The sequence below is a fragment of the Saccharopolyspora sp. NPDC002686 genome (genome assembly GCF_040295745.1).
Classification (GTDB): Bacteria; Actinomycetota; Actinomycetes; order Mycobacteriales; family Pseudonocardiaceae; genus Saccharopolyspora; species Saccharopolyspora oryzae.
Genome location: NZ_JBEOVY010000145.1, coordinates 1 through 18,044, shown reverse-complemented (window position 1 = coordinate 18,044; position 18,044 = coordinate 1). Strand labels below are relative to the sequence as shown.

Here is an 18,044-nt window from a genome sequence, read left to right as displayed (position 1 = left end):
AGAACGGCCGGGTGACCGAGCCGATCACGCCCACCGTCGCGGGCCCGCCGTCGACCAGCCAGCGCTCCGCGGGGGTTTCTGGCTCGTGGGTGGTTGGGGCTTTGCGGAGGGTGGTGGGTGTTGTCGCCTGGCGGCGTGTTGTTCTTCGGAACCTGTTGTGTTGACTGTTGTTTCGTGCTTTCGGGGTTGTGTTTTTCTTTGGTGGTTTGACTTTTCGATCGGTTTCATCGCTCGTTGAGCTCACGTGAAGACGGCTTTCGCAGGAGCTTGTTTTGGGAAAACCTTTGACAGGTTTGGGTTTGGGTGCAGTTGCCTCGCGCTTGAGATGGCCGCCTGCCCCCAGAAGCGACAGTGATCGCGCTCCGGGATTGGAGGCGCCGTTCTCCCGGCGCGAGAACCGCTGCGAGCGGGGTTTGATCACCTTATCGAGCTACCTTTATTTGGTCGAAACTGTGTTCGATCCATGGGACACTTGAGGCATGGCACCGCTGATGACGTCTACTGATGTTGGCGCCGACGCCTCTTTTGGCGCGGCGGCGACTTCGACTGCGCCTGCTGGGTTTGGCGTGGTTGTCGAGTCGCGTCCGGCGGTGGGGTGCTCCGATGCCGAGCTCGTTGCTGAGATCGCCGAGATCGAGCGGGCCGTTCGTGTTGCTCGGATGCGGCAGCTGCAGCTGATCGCCGAGGCCGAGCATCGGGGGTTGCCGTCGGAGCAGGGCGCGCGTTCGCCGCAGGTGTGGTTGCAGGGGTTGCTCCGCATTGACCTGTCCGAGGCGAAGACTCGTGTTGTCGTCGCTCGCGATGTTGAGCGGCAGACGAGCAGCTACGGCGAACCGCTTGCCGCCGATCTGCCCGCTACGGCCGATGCCCTCGAAGACGGGGCGATCGGGATCGAGCATGCGCGGGTGGTTTCTCGCTGCGTGCGCAGCATGCCCGAGCACGCGCGCGTGCATCACACCGCCGACATCGACGCACTCCTGGCCGACAACGCGCGTCGCATGTGTCCGCGTGATCTCGCCAAGCTCGCTGAGCGCATCAAGTACCTGCTGGACCAGGACGGGGCTTACCGCGACGAGGAAGCCCAGTACGAGGCGCGGGAACTGCACTACGTCACCGGGCGGGACGGCATGTTGGTCATCAAGGCGCGCCTCGACCGGGAAGCCGGCGCGAAGTTCGTGGAAGCCATCCGGCCGCTGTCAGCGCCTCGTCCCGAAGCGGACGGCGAGAAGGATCCGCGTGATGCCGGGCAGCGCAATGCCGATGGGCTCGCTGCGATGGTCGATCTCGTGCTGGACTCCGAGCAGATGCCGCGCACCGGGGGTCAGCGTCCGCACCTGAACATCACCGTCGACTTCGACGACCTCAAGCGGGGACTGCTGCTGGGTGACGAGGGCATGCCCGGCACTCTGCAGGCCACCGAGCAGTCCATCACCGCGGAGAACGTCCGTCGCATCGCCTGCGACTGCGAGGTCCTGCCCGTCGTTCTCGGGGGCGACAGCCTCCCGCTGGACGTCGGAACGGCCCAGCGGACGGCGCCCACGCACATCCGGGCGGCGTTGTTGCAACGTGATGGAGTGTGCGCGTTCCCGGGGTGCGACCGTCCGCCTGGGACACCGCAAGCGCACCACGTCACGCACTGGATCGACGGAGGGCCCACCACCGTCGACAACATGATCATGCTGTGCGGGCACCACCACCGCATCATCCACAGTCAGCAGTGGCGGATCGCGTTGCACAGCGGGCGGCCCGTGTTCACACCACGGTCCGATGTGGACCCTTCGCGAACACCGAGGCCAGGCGGCAGAGCACTGCCCGCCGCCTACCGCGACACCCTCCGGGATCTCATCCCTGCGCCCAGGGACCCGGAGGGCATCGCGTGACGCGCTTTTCCGCTCAGCGCGGCTGCTGGCCGTATCCGGAGAACAGCTCCGCGCAGCGGGCCAACTCCTCCTCGCTGAGCAGGCTCGGGTCACCAACTCGCGTTGCGGTCAGCCACAACTCGCACAGCCACTCCAGCTGGCGGGCTCGGTTGTAGGCCTTCGGCAAGGAATCCGCGATGGTGACCGTGCCGTGGTTGCGCAGGATGCAGCCGGTGCGATCCGCCAAGGCCTTCGACATCGACTCCGCCAAGGCGTCCGAGCCGAACGTCGCGTAATCCGCCACCCGCACCGGGCCGCCGAAATCCGCCAGCTGGTAGTGCACCGCCGGAACCTCGTTGCGCAGCAACGACAACGCCGTCGCGTGCAGCGAATGCGTGTGCACCACCGCACCCGCGTCGTGCTCCCGGTACGCCGTCAGGTGCATCGGCAGCTCCGAGGTGGGCTTGAGCTCGCCCTCGACCACCACACCATCCAGGTTCACCACCGGGATGTCCGCCACCTGGAGATCGTCGTAATCGACACCCGACGGCGTCACCGCCACCAGATCACCGCAGCGCACCGACACGTTGCCGGACGTGCCCACCACCAGCCGGTCCGCCGTCATGCGCTGGGCGATGGCGATGACCTCGCTCCGTTGCGCGGCCAGTCGCGAACTGCTCACTTCACACCTTCGTTCAACACGAGACGCCAGGAACTTCCGACGCCGCCGACTCGTAACCGCTGATCGCCGCCACCTTCTCAGCCGACGCCGACGACTCGTCGAAGTGGTAGCCCAGCCACTCCCCCGCCAGCTTGCGGGCCAGCTCCAAACCGACCACCCGCTGGCCGAAGCACAGCACCTGGGCGTTGTTGCTCAGGATCGAGCGCTCCACCGAGTAGCTGTCGTGCGCGGTGACCGCGCGGATGCCCGGCACCTTGTTCGCGCTGATGGCCACGCCCAGACCGGTGCCGCACACCAGCAGCGCGCGATCCGCCTTGCCCTCGGCGACCAGACGCGCGGCGTTGACCGCCACGTGCGGGTAAGCCGTGTGCTCGTCGGAGCCCACGCCCACGTCCACCACATCGGCCACGCGCGGGTCGTTCTCCAAGTCCTTCTTCAACGCGTCCTTGTACTGCAGCCCCGCGTCGTCGGAACCGACCACGATGCGCAGCGGCGCCTGCTCAGTCACTTCTCCTCGTCCTTCCTGTCACCGGCGAGCACCTCGCCGATCCGGGTGAGCGCGAGCGCCAACGACGTCGCACCGGGATCCGGCGTTCCGACGCTGCGCTCCGCCAGCGGTCGAGCACGACCAGTGCGGGGGCGCAGGTCCGCGGTCTTCGCCGCAGCCTCCGTGGCGACCTCCGCCGCGCGGGCCCAGGCCTCGCGGCCGCTCGCACCGCCGTCGACCTCGCGGCGCAACGCCTCCACGAACGGCACCATCGCGTCGACCAGCGTCTTGTCGCCGAGCTCCGCACGACCCAGCCGCTGCACGGAAGCCAACGCCGCCGACGCACCGGAAGTCAGATCGCCCGGCAGTGCCGCGCGGTGGTCCGGCAGCATGTCGCCGAACGACCGCAGCGCCGCGCCCCACAGGACGCCCGAGGTGCCACCGGCCTTCGCCGCCCAGGCGTCACCGGCATCGACCAGCACCGCCGCCGGGCCGACGCCCTTCGCCGCCGCTTCCTCCGCAGCCGCGATCGCCGCCGCGCTGCCGCGCGTCATGCCCCTGCCGTGGTCGCCGTCGCCGGCGATCGCGTCGAGACGGCCCAGCTCCTCTTCCTCGTCGTGCAGCAGATCCGCGATCGCGCGGAGTGCCTTCACCACGGTCGCCGAGGTCGCCTGGCCTTCCGCCGGGGCCACCACGGTCACCTTCTCCGGCAGCTCCGGCAGCTCCTCGTCCTCGACCTCCGCGTCCGCGGCGGCGATCTCGACGTTGCCCTTGCGGTACGCCGGCGAATCCGCCGGGGCCTGCCACAGCCGCTCCAGCTCGTCGTCCAGCCAGGTCAGGGTCAGCGAACAACCCGCCATGTCCAGGCTGGTCACCAGCTCGCCGACCTCAGGCGCGACGACCTCGATCCCGGCCTCGGCCAGCAAGCGGGACACGGTGCCCCACACCACGAACAGCTCTTCGTACTTGGTGGCGCCCAGACCGTTCAGGATCGCCGTCACCCGACGGGATCCGGTCTCCGGAGCCTCCGCGAGCAGACCGTCGACCAGGATCTTCGCCAGCTCCGAGGCCGACGGCAGCTCCCGCTCCGAGACGCCCGGCTCGCCGTGGATACCCAGCCCGAGGCCCATCCGGCCCTCCGGCACCTCGAACAGCGGGTGGTCCTGGCCCGGCAGCGTGCAGCCGTCGAAGGCCACGCCCAGGCTGCGGGTGCGCGCGTTGGCGTGCTCGGCGACCCGGATGACCTCGTCGAAGTCGTAGCCCTCCTCGGCCGCCGCGGAAGCGACCTTGAAAACCACGAAGTCACCGACCACGCCGCGGCGCTTGTTCTGCTCCGCCGCCGGAGCGCTGGCCACGTCATCGGTGACCACCACGTTGTGCGCCCGGATCCCTTCGCGCTCCAACCGCTCCACGGCCAGACCGAAGTTCATGTTGTCCCCGGCGTAGTTGCCGAAGGAGAACACCACCCCGGCACCGCGGTCCACCGCGCGGCCGACCGAGTACGCGTCATCGGCCGACGGCGAGGTGAAGATGTTGCCGATGACCGAACCGTCGGCGAAGCCCGGCCCGACCACGCCGCAGAACGCCGGGTAATGCCCAGATCCGCCACCGGTGACCACGGCGACCTTGCCCCGCCGCGGCCGCTTGGCCCGCACCACACCGCCCGGCACCTGCCGGACGTAGGAAGGGTGCGCGGCCACGAAACCGGTCACCATGTCCTCGGTGAACGTCGCCGGGTCGTCGTACAAGCGCGTCATCGCACTTCTCCTCAAGCAGCAGTCAGGAGCTCGCGCCCCAGTGCGGGCGGGCGCGGTCGATCGAAACCAGGTACTCGCGGTAGCCGCGTTCGTAGAACTCCACCGCGTTCGGGTGCGGCTGCACGGTACGCCGCCCCTGGGCCCACAGCTCGCGGTCCACCGGCTCGCCCAGCGAATCCCACGCGGTCATGGCCGCGCCGCGCGCGCCCACACCTTCCTCGTAGGGCACGTGCAGCGGACGGCCGAGCACGTCGGCGAAGATCTGGCTCCACGCCGCCGAACGCGCCCCACCACCGCAGGCCGAGACCTCACCGGTCAGACCGGCGGATTCCAGGTTGTGCCGGGCCGCGTAGGCCACCGCCTCGCACATCGCCCGGACCAGGTCCGCCTGCGCGGTGTCCAGCGACAGCCCGGTGAACTGGCCGCGCGCGTGCGGGGCCACGAACGGCGCCCGCTCGCCCGAGGTGGACAGGAACGACAGCGCCGAAACACCGCCGGCACCGGGCTTGCTGCTGGCGAGCAACGTCTCCAGCTGGTCCACCCCGGCGCCCACCATGGCCAGCACCCAGTCCAGGTTGGCGGTGCCGACCATCGCCGGCATCACCCGCAGGTAGCGCTGCTCCAGCGGGGTCGCCAGCCACATGCCCGCGGCCTCGCCGTGCGGGTCGATGGCGACGTCGTCGCGCAGCACCTGGCAACCCAGCGTCGTGCCGATCACCAGGCTGCCGTCACCGACGTTGCTGACGCCGGAACCGAACGCGCAGGCGGGCAGGTCGAACGGCCCCGCCGACACCGGAAGTCCCGCAGGCAGACCGAGTTCCTTGGCCGCCTTGCCGTCCAGCGCGAACAGCTTGTTGCGCGGTGCGGGCTCGGCCAGCAGCCGCCGGTGCTCGGCGATCCCGCACGCCTCCAGCGCGGCCTGCGAGTAGGCGCGCTCCTTCACGTCCAGGAACGGCAGCGAAGCATCGGAGGCGTCCACGGTGATCTCACCGGTGAAGCGCTGCACGATCGCGTCGACGCAGTAACCGGCGACGGCGGCCCGCTCCAGGCGCTCCGGGGCGTGCTCGGCGAGGTGCGCCAGCAGCGGCCCCGCCGAACCGGGGAACATCCCCGACCCGGTGAGCTCGAAGACCTTCCGCTGCACACCGGATTCGCCCCAGCTGTCCAGGACACCGGCCGCGCGGGCGTCCAGCCACGAGATCGCTGGGCCGACCTGCTGGCCCTGGTGGTCGCGCAACCAGAGGCCGTCGCCCTGGCCGGTGATGGCCAGCGCTTCGACCACTTCGCCGGTGCTCTCGGCAACCGCAGCGACCTCGCGCACCACGCGGACCACCGAGCCGATGACCTCGTCGAGGTCCTGCTCGACCCGGCCGCCGGGCAGCCGGTTGAGGGTGCTGCGCATGCTGTGCGTGACCAGGGCGGTTCCGTTGCGGTTGAGCAGCGACGCCTTGGTCACGGACGTTCCGACGTCAACCCCGATGATCATGGCTGCAGGCCCTCGAACTTCGCCAGCACGTCCGGGTTGGCCACGAAGCGCGGGCGCTTGCCCTCGAGGTACAGCGCGACCTCGCCGGCCACGATCTGCGCGGCGCGGTGCGCGGTCTGGCGGGTGGCACCGGCCAGGTGCGGGGTGGTGATGACGTTCGGCGCGTCGAACAGCGGCCAGTCGCGGGGCGGCGGCTCGATGTCGTAGACGTCGACGGCCAGCGCGCCGAGCCGACCGGACTTCAGCAGCTCCGGCAGCGGCGCGTAGTCCAGCAGGCCACCGCGCGCGGAGTTGATCAGCACCGCGCCTTCCGGCAGCAGTTTGAGGTTGTCGGCGTTGAGCAGGTTCTTGGTCTCCGGGGTCAGCCGCGCGTGCAGGCTGACCACCGAGCTGCGGCGCAGCAGGTCGTCGAGCTCGACCAGCTCGACGCCGTCGCGCGCGGCGTCCTCGGTCTTGACGAACGGGTCGGAGACCAGCACGTGCGAGCCGAAGGCCTTGAGCACGCGGGCCACGATCTTGCCGATCGCGCCGTAGCCGACGAGACCGACGGTGGCGCCCTCGAGCTCGATGCCGGCGTTCTCGTAGGCGTAGTAGTCACCGCGCCAGTTGCCCGACTTCAGCTCCGCGTCGGAACCGGGGATGCGGCGCAGCGCGGCGAGGGTCAGCCCGACCGCGAACTCGGCGGCCGCGGCGGCGTTGCGGCCCGGCGCGTAGCTGACGATCACACCGTTGTCGGTGGCGGCCTGCAGGTCGACGTTCACCGGCCCGCCGCGGCAGACGCCGACGAACTTCAGGTTCGGGGCGGCGGCCAGCACGTCGGAGGTGAACGGCGCCATCTGGGTGGCCACGATCTCCGCGTCGCCCAGCGCGTCGAGCAGCTGCTGCTCGGTTCCGCTGGCCTCGAGCACGTTGCCGACCGGGCCGAACGGCTCCACCGGCCACGGCAGCTTCAGGGTGCTGAACTGCAGGTCGTGCGCACCCGCGCTGTCGCGGAGGGCGCCGACGAACACCTCGGGGGCGACGAAGTGGTCGCCTGCGGCCAGAACGCTGGTCATGGAGGACTCCTTTGTCACAAAGGCTGTCTTGCTGCGCTGCCCCGATTCTGCGTGATCAGAACCGTTCTACCTGCCCAGGAGCGGGGCGGCGCGGACGGGAGGAACGGGGGGTCAGCTGCCGACCGGCTCCGGCAGCGAGCCCACCAGGCGCTGCCGGACGTCGTCGAGGTCCGAGGCGACGTAGCTGGCACCGGCCAGCGCGTCCTCGGCCGGGGGGTAGTCGGCGTTGGGGATGGCCACCACGGTCATCCCGGCGGCCGCGGCCGCGCGCAGGCCGTTGCTGGAGTCCTCGACCGCCAGGCACTGCTTCGGGTCCTGGCCGAGCTTCTCGGCGGCCGCCAGGTAGACGTCCGGGCTGGGCTTGCCCTTGGGCACCTCGGCGCTGGACACCGTGGCGCTGAAGTGCTTGACCAGGCCGTGGCGGTCCAGCACGGCGTCGATCAGGCGGCGCGGCGCGGAGGAGGCGAGCGCGATCGGGGCGCGGGCAGCGGACTCCTCGACCATCCGGGCCGAACCCGGCAGCAGCTCGATCTCACCGCCGTCGAGCGCGGCGATCATGTCGTCGACCACGATCTTCTCGGTGGCCTCGGCGGATTCGGTCGCCTCGGCGAACTCGGCGAGGAACGCCGACCACTCGGGGGCGCTCATGCCCTGGACCTGCCGGGTCTGCGCCACCGTCCAGGTCTTGCCGCGAGCGGCGGCGAACTTGGCCCACATCCGCTCCCAGAGGTGTTCGCTCTCGACCAGGACGCCGTCCATGTCGAACACGACCGCGCGGTGGACGCCGTTCGGCCCCTCGGACTGGGTCATCTCAAACCTCCCGCCAAACACTGGTACGGCTCAAATTAACATGATCAACGTTAATTGTCACCCTTTGATTGATAGTTCGGCGTCACCTCCCGAACAGGCCCCCGCGCGGGGCAAGATGACCGCATGGCGTCCGCACCGAAGAAGCAGTCCCCCCGAATCCTGCGGCAGCAGAAGATCATCGACCACGTGGTCGCGCAGGGTTTCGCGAGCGCCGCGGAGCTGTCCGAGCTGACCGGGGTCAGCCTGATGACCGTGCACCGCGACCTCGACGACCTGGTCACCCGAGGCCTGCTGCGCAAGTACCACGGCGGGGTCTCCGCCCAACCGTCCACGGTGTTCGAGAGCAGCTCGGACTTCCGCCTGCACACCCACACCGCGGAGAAGGAAGCCCTGGCCAGGGACGCGCTGCAGTTCATCACCCCCGGCATGTCGGTGATGCTGGACGACTCGACCACCGCGCTCGCGCTGGCCAGGCTGCTGCCCGACGTCGGCCCGCTGACCGTGGTCAGCAACTACCGGCAGGTGCAGGAGACGCTGCGCGACGTGCCCGACATCCGGCTGATCGGCCTGGGCGGCGAGTACTCCCGCACCCACGACTCCTACCTGGGCCTGCCCTGCCAGGAGATGATCAACGCCTTCTCGGTGGACATCGTGTTCCTGTCCACCTCGGCGATGAACGCGCGGCTCACCTTCCACCAGGAGCAGGAGATCGTGCTGGTCAAGCGGGCGATGCTGGCCAGCGCCACGACCAAGGTGCTGATGATGGACGCCAGCAAGGTGGCCCGCTCGGCGCTGCACCAGTTCGCCCCGGTCAGCGCCTTCGACCACGTCCTGCTGGCCGGCGAGCTGGACTCCGCGCTGGTCGAGGAGATGCGCGAGCAGACCGACGTCCGGCTCGCCCCCGTGGAGTGATCGACTGCGCCGCCCGCCCGGAGCCGCGGTAGATATCGTTTAAATTAACGTCTTGCGCGTTAATATGAACGAGGTGCATGATAGCCAGCACTCGTAGACCGGCCCGCTGTGAGCGTGCGCCGAGAACTTCCACTCCTTGGAGACAGTGATGTCCCAACAGACCGCAGCGGAGGCCGAGGCGAACCGCCCGGCCAGCAGACTCGACCGCATCGGCATTCCCAAGCCCCTGTTCTGGGGCTTCGTCGCCGTGCTGATCTTCATGATCGGCGACGGCGTGGAGACCACCTTCCTCTCGGACTACCTCCAGCAGCCCGAGGGCGGCGGACTGCCCGGGTCGACTGCCGCTTTCGCCACGGTCACCATCTACGGCGTCGCGGCGATGATCGCCTCCTGGTTCTCCGGGACGCTTTCCGCGATCTGGGGCCCGCGCCGGGTGATGTGGCTCGGTGGCGCCTGGTGGGTCGTGTTCGAGCTGCTGTTCCTGTTCGTGGCGCTGCCCTCGCACAACGGAACGCTGATCGTCGCCACCTACGGCCTCCGCGGCTTCGCCTACCCGCTGTTCGCCTTCGCGTTCCTGGTGTGGGTGCAGATCGCCAGCCCGGTCAAGATGCGCGGCTCGGTCGCCGGCTGGTTCTGGTTCGCCTTCACCGGTGGTCTGCCGACCCTGGGCGCGGCGCTGGCCGCGGTCGCGATGGGCGTCTTCGGCTTGGACCAGCACGGCACCCTGGTGCTGTCGCTGGTCGTGGTCACCGCCGGTGTGCTCATCGGTAGCTTCGCGGTCCGCGAGAAGCACGGCCTGCTGCCGATCGCCGACGAGACCGTCGAGAACCCGCGCAGCCTCAAGCGGCTGGCCGAGGGCGTCGACATCCTGTGGCGCGACCGCCGCACCCTGGCCGGTGGCCTGATCCGCATCGTCAACACCGCGCCGCAGTACGGCTTCTTCGCGATGTTCCCGTTCGTGCTGGGTCCGGCCACGCCGGGCGGCGGATTCCTCACCTCCTCGGAGGTGGCGACCCTCGCCTCGATCAGCTACGGCGCCAACATCGCCGCGAACCTGTTCTTCGGGGTCTTCGCCGACCGCTTCGGCTGGCGGCGCACGATCACCTGGTTCGGCTGCGTGGGCTGCGCCATCGCGACCCCGCTCTGGTACTTCACCGCGGTGAGCACCCAGAGCTTCGCGGTGACGGCGACCTTCGGCGTCGTCTACGGCATCCTGCTGGCCGGGTTCGTCCCGCTGTCGGCGCTGATGCCGTCGATGGTCTCCCCCAAGGACAAGGGCGCGGCCCTGGCCATCCTGAACCTCGGTGCCGGTGGCGCCGCGTTCGTCGGCCCGGTCGTGGTCACCATCCTGTTCCCGCTGGTCGGCGGCGGTGGTGTGGCGATCGCCTTCAGCGTGCTCTACATCCTGGTGGCGCTGCTGAGCCTGAAGGTCAAGGACCCGTCCGACCCGGGCGAGGCTCGCAAGCTGAGCGCGGCGGCGCAGACCGTTCCCGCGGCCTGATCGCACTGATCGATGAGCCCGCGTCCCCTTCGGGGGGCGCGGGCTCACGTGCATCCGGCCGTCGTCGCCCAGCGCGGCCACGAAACGGCCGTCCGGGGTGAAGGACGGATCACCGACTGCCGGTCCGAGCACGGCAGTCCGGGTCTCGTCGAAGACCTCGACGAAACCATCGGCGTTGCGGGCCGCGAGGACCGGCGGATTCCCCGCCGCCAACGCCGGGTCGGAAGTGGCCGAGGCCTCGACCCGGCGGACCACGGCCCACCCGGCTTGCTCCCCCAGCACCACCAGATCCCCGGTCCCCACCTCGCGAAACGCGGCGAACGCGAACTGCCCGCGCGCCACCGCTACCGCCCCGGCCGGGCGGTGCGCCGACGGCGACGAGACCAGCTCCGCCTGCCCGGACGCGGTCAGCCTCCAATGCAGCAATCCCACGTCCGCCGCAGCCAGCACGTGCACTTCCCCTGCCCCCGTCACGAGCACCGAGACGCCGTCGCGGACACCGGTCCCACCGAGATCGGTCCACGCCGGTGCGTCGGCGAAGCGGATGCTCACCCCACCCGAGGGATTCTTCGCAGCGACCACGGTTCGACCGCCGGGAACAGCAGCGGCTGCCGGTGCCCCGACGTGCGTCACCTGCTCGCCTGCACGCGGCGCACCTAGCGCGCGCCACGGATTCCCCTTCTCCCGCAGGAAGATCTCGCCGGTGTAGCGGTCCTGCGCGACGACCGTGCCCGCGTCCACGAGAACCGCCGAACGCGGTACGAATCCCGGGGTGGCCACCACCGACTCCGCAGATCCGGATCCCTCGATCAACCGGTCACCGCGCACGAAGACGTGCACTTCCCGACCGCTGCTGTCGGTCGCGATCCAGTTCGGGCCCCACGGCCAGCGCTGCCTCATGCTCCGCAGCCACGTCGTGTACGGCTCGTCGAGGCTGACCACCGGGTCGTGCCGGGCGTAGTGCTCGAAGATCGCCCGCTTGTCCGCCACGACCTCCGGCGGCAGGTTCGGCGGCGCATCGGCGATGTCGTAGTCGCGGTAGTGCACGAGATGCGCTTGGAGCGCGGCGCTGCGCATCGCGGTCTCGGCGAATCGCGCGGTCATCACGTGGTCCGGGTGGTTGTGGTGCTCTCCCCACTGCGGCTGGTTCCGGGGATCGGGTTCGGGATCGTGGGTGCGGACGATGGTGGGCTCGACCTGCCGGAGGAGATCGGCCAGCAGCCCGATGATCGAGGCCCGGTCGTGCTCCACCACCGCCACCGGAGAGCCGTCCGGCCGCAGCGTGGCGACCCGAGCGGTCGGGTCCCGCCAAAGCCGGGTGAGCGCGTGCTTGCCACCGGTGGCCTGCGGATCGTTGTCGTCGGGCAAGTTCAGGAAGATCAACCGGATTCCCGGCCGGGCGCGCAACGCGTGCATCTCGACTTCCCCACCGCCGATCCGGAGCGCAGTGACCCGCCAGTCGTCGACGACCCCTGCCATGGCCGCGAACGCGGCACGGGTCCCGGCGCGACGATTCGCGGCGTACTGCGCGGCCGGCTGCACGTCGCTCTCGCCCGCCGTCAGGAACACCGTCGTCACCTCGGCCCCGGAACGCACCGACACCGCCAGATCCGGGTTCATGAACAGGATGTCGTCGTCCGGGTGCGCCACGACCTGCATGTGCGAGCGCTGCGGATCGGCAGCGACCGGCGCGGCGAGCACCAGGAGAAGCGCCACCACGACGAGGACCACCGCTCTCATCGCCCCCACCTCCGTGCCAGCGGTGGCGCGGAAAGCACCGCGGCCAGCGCCGCTCCGGCGCAGATCAGCACGACGTACCAGGCGAAACCGGATGGGCTCCAGGACAGCACGAGCACGCCGCTGGAAGCGTTCGGGACGTTCACCCGGAGCAGCCCGGCACCGGTCTGCCCGACCGGAACCGGACGACCGTCCACCTCGGCGCGATAACCGGGCCAGGCGAGGCGTGCGAACACCAGCTCCGACCGCTCCCCCGCACCTGCGAAGCGCACGGTCTCCCGGGTCTGCCCCTGCGCCACGTCATCGAGCACCCGCACATCGCGCGCCGAGCTCACCCGACCGTTCGGCCACGGGACGGGCGCGTTCCGGCTGAGCACGACGACTTCGGGGTCCCGTCGTGCGACGCGCCACCCGTCAGGCGGCACCGAAACCTCGCGCAACCGGCGCTGCACCACGACGTGCTCGACGCGCAGCTGGTCGGCCAACCGGTCCGGTCCCCACAGCCGGTCGTAGGCGCGCGGACAAGTGGCGCCGAAGTAGCCCAGGCAGAGCTCGGTGTGCAGTGCGTCGTACCCGATTCCCGTGTAGGACACCAGATTCGCCGTGCCGGCCGCCGCCGGCATGTTGCCGAACAGCAGTTGCGACCACGCCTGCCGCGATGCGATCTGCTCGGGTGGAACCAAGCCGCGATCGGCGACCTGCACCACGGTGCCGTCACCGAACGGGGCGAAATGCGCGCGCAATTCCCGCACATCTGCGGGGAAGTTGTACGCCGCGACATCGCGATTGGCCGGAAACCACGCCATTTGCAGCGCCAGCACGCACACCGTGCCCAAGTGCAGCACCGCGACGAGCATCCGAGTGCGCAACGCCAGCAGGAGCAGGCCACCGACCACGACCAGGGACACCAGGTGCTTCGGCGCCTGCGCAGGCCACGCGGCGACCGCCAGGTACCCGCCGACCAGCAACGATGCAGCGGAACAGGCCAACCGCACCTTGAACCGGTCGGTGCGCAGACCTCGGGACAGCAGAACGGCGAGCAGGACGGCGACGGCCAGGTGCAGCACCACGACGTTGCGCAGCGGCCAGCGGAACATCCACAGGTTCGACGGCCCCAGGCAGAGCAGGAAGTAGCAGCCCGCGAGCACGACAGCGCAGCTCCGCCACCGGACGGCGCGCCAATCCAGCCATGCCAGCAACGGGACCGCGAACCAGGCGAAGTAGGTCGCGGGCACCGACATCCGGAACGTGCCGAACGTGGAGATCTGCGGGAGGAAGGAAGGCAGGCTCGCGTTGAGCAGATCACCGATGCCCGGCACCAGCTGGCCGATGTTGAAGAACTCGTACCCGGACCGCCACCCCACCGCCGACGCCGCCAGCACCGGGCCGTAGACCAGCGGCAACGCGGCGCCCACCGCCACGCCGAGCAGCACCAGCCGCAACCGGTCCCCGGCTCGCTCGACCAGCAGCCCGGCGAACACCAGGCACAGCGCCAGCACGCTGTAGGGGTCACCGGCCGAGACGCAGAGGAAGCACAGCAGCCAGGCCATCGCCGGTGGCACCCGGTCGGTGCGCAGCGCCCACCACGCCCACGGCAACCAGGCGAAGCCCATGAGCCCGCCCGCCCACGAACTGGCCTGGAAGAACAGCACGAACCCCGACACCGGCAGCGCTGCGCCGAGCACCGAGGCGATCCCCCGCGTCGCACCGTGGCTCCGGCACAGCACGAAGGTGCCGACACCGAGGACGACGAGGAACTGCGTCTTCACCACCGCGGCCGCGACCGCGAGATCACCGATCCACACCACCAGCAGGAAGTCCAGCAGGTGCACCGGGTTCCAAATCCCGAACAGCGCCTCGGCGGCCAGGTTCCCGCCCATCCACGAGTCGAGGTCCAGCGCCAGCGGCCACTCACCGGCCAGCAGCCGCTCCCCCAACCGGTGCCACATCGGCAGGAACTGCGCCGCGCTGTCGTCCCAGAAGTAGAACGACGGGTTCACCAGCAGCGGGATCTGGCTCAGCACCGCGACCAACGCGCCAACCCCGGCAGCCGCGGGCCAGTCGCCGAAACCCGCACCACCGCCGGAAGCCGGCCCGCGCCGCGCGGTCAGCACCGCACGGCTGGCGAAGAACGTCGCAGGCAGCACTGCGGCACCCCCGACGAACGGCGCCAGCACCGGGTCGACGCCCACCGCGACCGCAACGGCCACCGCCACCGTGCTCAACCCGATGAGCACCAGGTTCGCCAGCGGGAACAGCACGAAGGTGCGGGCCCCGACCGGGACCCCGAAGGTGAACCGGCAGTTGAGCAGGTAGGAGCACAGCGTGGCCACCGCGGTCGCGACCACGTGCGCCAGCAAGTACGGCACCAGCGCGAACAGGGTGAAGTAGACCGCGCAGTGCACGGTCGTGTTCGCCCCGCCGACCAGCGCGAACCGCCCGAGCTGCGTCCCGCACCGCATCACGACACCAGCTCAGCGGGGCGCAACCGGCGCGCCACGACGTCCGCGCCCAGTTCCGGGCTGCGCTCCTTGATCAGGTAGTGCGGCCGGCACTTGGTCTCGAAGTAGCTCCGCCCCAGGTACTCCCCGAGCACCCCGAGGAAGCACAGCTGCAGGCCGCCCATTCCGGCCAGCCCGACCAGCAGCGCTTCGTCCACCGGCAGCACTGAACCGTCCACAATGGTCTCGAAAGCCGCGCGCACCACCCACGCGGCCGACGCGAGCACCACCAGCGCACCCAGGTAGATCGACATCCGCAGCGGTTTGGCGTTGAACGAGGTCAGCCCGTCGATGCCGTGCTCGAGCAGCGCGCCGAACGTCCACTTCGACCGACCATCGCGCCTCGGCACGCCCCGGAAGGACACGTAGGCGGTGTCGAAACCGATCCAGGAGAACAGCCCCTTGGAGAACCGGTGGTGCTCGGGCAACGACAGCACCGCGTCCGCCGCGCGCCGCGACAGCACCCGGAAATCACCCGCACCGTCCAGCAACCGGACCCCGGCGAAGCGACGAACCGCCCGGTAGTACGCCCTGGCCAGCGTCGACCGCCAACGCCGCTCCCCGCTCCTGCTCCGGCGGGCGACGACCTGGTCGTAACCGGAGTCCAGCAGCGGCAGCATCCGGCGCAGCAGCTCGGGCGGGTGCTGCAGGTCGGCGTCCAGCAGCGCGATGCGATCGCCGCGCGCGTGCCGCAATCCGCACAGCATCGCCGATTCTTTCCCGAAGTTGCGGCTCAGCGACACGTAGCGGAAACGCGGGTTCGCCGCCGCCAGCCGACGGGCCTCGCGCAGCGTCCGGTCGGTGCTGCCGTCGTCGACCAGGATCACCTCGTAATCCCGGACGCCTTCCGACAGCGCTGCGACCAGCGCGTCGTGGAACCGTTGCAGTCCGAGCTCCTCGTTGAAGCACGGCACCACCATCGACAGGTACATGGCAGGTCTCATCCGTCTCGGCGGCCCCGGTCGAACACCGGAAGCCGCTGCGGTCCTTGAAGATTCGCCTCGAAGGTAGGTTCGGCGCCGGACCGCACCCCCGCCCGACACACCGACGAATAATCCGTCCGCGTGGCAGATCGGAACCTGCTCGCACCGCAGCGGTCCGCGAATGGCAGGCTGGATCCATGTCGTCCGCGTCATTCCCCCGCCGCAGCGCCCGGACTCAGGGCTTCACCCTCGGCGCTCCCCGGAACTTCACCGCCACCGGCGATGGTGCGACGGTGCTGTTCCTCCGCTCGGCCAGCGGCACCGATCCCCGCAACTCCCTGTGGGCGCTGGACACCGCGACCGGTCAGGAGCGAGTGCTGGCCGATCCGGCGGCGCTGCAGGAGAACGACGAAGTCACCCCCGAGGAGCAGGCCCGCCGCGAACGCGCGCGGGAACGCGCGGGCGGCATCACCGGCTACGCGGCCGACCGCGAGGGGAGCTCGGTCGTCTTCATGTTGTCCGGTCGGCTCTTCCACACCGCCGTCGCGACGGGCGAGACCCGCGAGCTCCCGGTGCGCCGGCCCGTCGCCGACCCCCGCCTGGACCCCGACGGCCGACGCGTGTCCTACGTGTCCGGTGGTGCGCTGCGCGTGATCGATGTGGACGGTTCCGGTGACCGCGCGCTGGTCGAACCCGACGGCGCGAACATCACCTGGGGCGCAGCGGAATTCATCGCCGCCGAGGAGATGGGCCGCTTCCGCGGCTACTGGTGGGCGCCCGACGGCTCGCGGCTGCTGGCGGCCCGGGTGGACGAATCCCCGGTGCGGAACTGGTACCTCGGCGACCCGAACGACCCGGCGCGCGAACCGACCCCGATGCGCTACCCGGCGGCCGGGACCGCGAACGCCGAGGTGTCCCTGGCGCTGGTCGACCTCGACGGCGACCGCATCCCGGTCGAGTGGGACCGCGAGGCGTTCCCCTACTTGGTCACCGCGCACTGGTCGCAGCACGGCAGCCCGCTGATCGCCGTGCAGACCCGCGACCAGCGCACCCAGCTGGTCCTCTCGGTCGACCCGAGCACCGGCCGCACCACCGAGGTGCACCGCGACACCGACCCGCACTGGGTGGAGATCAAGCCGGGCTGGCCCGCCTGGACCCCGGACGGTCGCCTGGTGCGCATCAGCGCCGAGGAGGGCGCGTACCGGCTCGTCGTCGGCGACCGGCCGTGGACGTCGGCACCGCTGCAGGTTCGCAGCATCGTGGACATCGCCGACGACGGCATCGTGGTCTCCGCCTCCGAGCAGGACCCGACGCAGGTGCACCTCTACCGGGTCACCGAAGCCGGCGCCGAAGCGCTGACCACCGAGCCCGGCGTGCACGTCGGCACCCGCTCCGGCGAGGTGCTGGTGGTCGCCAGCTCCACGCTCGGCGAACCGGGCACCCGCGTGCGCGTGCGGCGCAACGGTCAGGAGATCGCCGAGATCGCCAGCCGCGCCGAGGCCCACGGCATGGACCTCAACGTCGAGCTGCTGCGCCTCGGCGACCGCGAGCTGTGCAGCGCGCTGCTGCTGCCCAACGGCTACCAGCCCTCGGACGGTCCGCTGCCGGTGCTGCTGGACCCCTACGGCGGCCCGCACTCGCAGCGGGTGCTGTCCCGCCAGCAGGGCTTCCTGACCTCGCAGTGGTTCGCCGACCAGGGCTTCGCGGTGCTGGTCACCGACGGCCGGGGCATGGCCGGTCGCGGACCGGACTGGGACCGCGCCATCGCCGGTGACCTGGCCAACCCGCCGCTGCAGGACCAGGTCGACGCGCTGCACGCGGCGGCCGAGCAGCACCCGGAGCTGGACCTCGACCGGGTGGCCATCCGCGGCTGGTCGTTCGGCGGCTACCTCTCGGCCCTGGCCGTGCTGCGCCGCCCGGACGTCTTCCACGCCGCGGTGGTCGGCGCCGGAGTGGTCGACTGGCGCCTGTACGACACCCACTACACCGAGCGATACCTCGGCGACCCGAACGAAGCACCGGAGGTCTACGAGGCGAACTCGCTGCTCGCGGACGCCCCGAAGCTGGACCGCCCGATGCTGATCGTGCACGGCACGGTGGACGACAACGTGGTCCTGGCCCACGCCCTGCGCCTGTCTGCGGCCCTCACCGCAGCGGCCCGACCGCACACGGTCCTGCCGCTGCCGGGCGTCAGCCACATGCCCACCGACGAGACGACCAGCGAGAACCTCCTGCTCCTGCAGGTCGACTTCCTCCGCAAGTCGCTCGCACGCTAATGCGGTCGTGGGGGGTCAGCGGAGGAACGGAGCCCCCCCCCAAGGACCAAGACATGAC

Annotated in this window: 13 protein-coding genes and 2 pseudogenes; 5 read left to right on the top strand and 10 right to left on the bottom strand. The window is 70.4% G+C overall.

Annotated features, from left to right (window positions below; genetic code table 11):
• Window positions 1–421 (bottom strand): annotated as a pseudogene (locus ABTZ89_RS19980) (hypothetical protein); the annotation flags it as partial.
• A 58-nt stretch (window positions 422–479) separates the two neighbouring features.
• Here ABTZ89_RS19980 and ABTZ89_RS19975 point away from each other — a divergent pair.
• A complete protein-coding gene (locus tag ABTZ89_RS19975) occupies window positions 480–1,880 on the top strand; it encodes an HNH endonuclease signature motif containing protein (protein ID WP_351046729.1) in 1,401 nt (466 codons plus the stop codon).
• 13 nt (window positions 1,881–1,893) lie between these two features.
• Here ABTZ89_RS19975 and ABTZ89_RS19970 read toward each other — a convergent pair whose 3' ends face one another.
• The 6 genes from ABTZ89_RS19970 to ABTZ89_RS19945 all read right to left on the bottom strand — a co-directional run bounded on the left by ABTZ89_RS19970 (window position 1,894) and on the right by ABTZ89_RS19945 (window position 8,136).
• Entirely contained in the window at window positions 1,894–2,541 is a 648-nt protein-coding gene (locus ABTZ89_RS19970; protein ID WP_270946786.1) for a class II aldolase/adducin family protein, read from the bottom strand.
• 13 nt (window positions 2,542–2,554) lie between these two features.
• A complete protein-coding gene (locus ABTZ89_RS19965; protein ID WP_270946787.1) occupies window positions 2,555–3,049 on the bottom strand; it encodes a ribose-5-phosphate isomerase in 495 nt (164 codons plus the stop codon).
• Complete coding sequence (locus ABTZ89_RS19960) at window positions 3,046–4,785, bottom strand: dihydroxyacetone kinase family protein (protein ID WP_270946788.1); 1,740 nt, start codon at window positions 4,783–4,785, stop codon at window positions 3,046–3,048. Before ABTZ89_RS19960 ends, ABTZ89_RS19965 begins: the two co-directional genes overlap by 4 nt.
• Window positions 4,786–4,807: 22 nt before the next feature.
• The gene (locus ABTZ89_RS19955) at window positions 4,808–6,271 is read right to left on the bottom strand and encodes an FGGY-family carbohydrate kinase (protein WP_270946789.1); all 1,464 of its coding nucleotides are present in this window, start codon (window positions 6,269–6,271) and stop codon (window positions 4,808–4,810) included.
• Complete coding sequence (locus ABTZ89_RS19950; protein ID WP_351046722.1) at window positions 6,268–7,326, bottom strand: 2-hydroxyacid dehydrogenase; 1,059 nt, start codon at window positions 7,324–7,326, stop codon at window positions 6,268–6,270. Before ABTZ89_RS19950 ends, ABTZ89_RS19955 begins: the two co-directional genes overlap by 4 nt.
• Window positions 7,327–7,437: 111 nt before the next feature.
• Window positions 7,438–8,136 carry an HAD family hydrolase gene (locus ABTZ89_RS19945; protein WP_270946791.1) on the bottom strand — a complete coding sequence of 233 codons (699 nt, stop codon included), beginning with the start codon at window positions 8,134–8,136 and terminating at the stop codon, window positions 7,438–7,440.
• A 123-nt stretch (window positions 8,137–8,259) separates the two neighbouring features.
• Here ABTZ89_RS19945 and ABTZ89_RS19940 point away from each other — a divergent pair, with 123 nt between their 5' ends.
• The 3 genes from ABTZ89_RS19940 to ABTZ89_RS19930 all read left to right on the top strand — a co-directional run bounded on the left by ABTZ89_RS19940 (window position 8,260) and on the right by ABTZ89_RS19930 (window position 11,510).
• Window positions 8,260–9,048 (top strand): DeoR/GlpR family DNA-binding transcription regulator, encoded by a 789-nt coding sequence (locus ABTZ89_RS19940; protein ID WP_351046719.1) that lies wholly within the window; start codon window positions 8,260–8,262, stop codon window positions 9,046–9,048.
• A gap of 148 nt (window positions 9,049–9,196) precedes the next feature.
• Window positions 9,197–10,549, top strand: a complete 1,353-nt coding sequence (locus tag ABTZ89_RS19935; protein WP_270946793.1) for an MFS transporter — start codon at window positions 9,197–9,199, stop codon at window positions 10,547–10,549.
• A 772-nt stretch (window positions 10,550–11,321) separates the two neighbouring features.
• Window positions 11,322–11,510, top strand: coding sequence for a hypothetical protein (locus ABTZ89_RS19930; protein ID WP_351046715.1), 189 nt, complete (start codon window positions 11,322–11,324; stop codon window positions 11,508–11,510).
• A gap of 176 nt (window positions 11,511–11,686) precedes the next feature.
• On the opposite strand, the pseudogene ABTZ89_RS19925 reads toward ABTZ89_RS19930, so the two are convergent.
• From ABTZ89_RS19925 to ABTZ89_RS19915, 3 genes and pseudogenes are all read right to left on the bottom strand, one after another.
• Window positions 11,687–12,169, bottom strand: a pseudogene (locus tag ABTZ89_RS19925) (hypothetical protein); the annotation flags it as partial.
• Between the two features lie 116 nt (window positions 12,170–12,285).
• Window positions 12,286–14,748 (bottom strand): GtrA family protein, encoded by a 2,463-nt coding sequence (locus tag ABTZ89_RS19920; protein WP_351046712.1) that lies wholly within the window; start codon window positions 14,746–14,748, stop codon window positions 12,286–12,288.
• A complete protein-coding gene (locus tag ABTZ89_RS19915) occupies window positions 14,748–15,719 on the bottom strand; it encodes a glycosyltransferase family 2 protein (RefSeq protein ID WP_351046709.1) in 972 nt (323 codons plus the stop codon). Before ABTZ89_RS19915 ends, ABTZ89_RS19920 begins: the two co-directional genes overlap by 1 nt.
• Before the next feature lie 188 nt (window positions 15,720–15,907).
• On the opposite strand from ABTZ89_RS19915, the gene ABTZ89_RS19910 reads away from it, so the two are divergent.
• Window positions 15,908–17,986 carry a S9 family peptidase gene (locus ABTZ89_RS19910; protein WP_351046707.1) on the top strand — a complete coding sequence of 693 codons (2,079 nt, stop codon included), beginning with the start codon at window positions 15,908–15,910 and terminating at the stop codon, window positions 17,984–17,986.
• Window positions 17,987–18,044 lie beyond the last annotated feature (58 nt).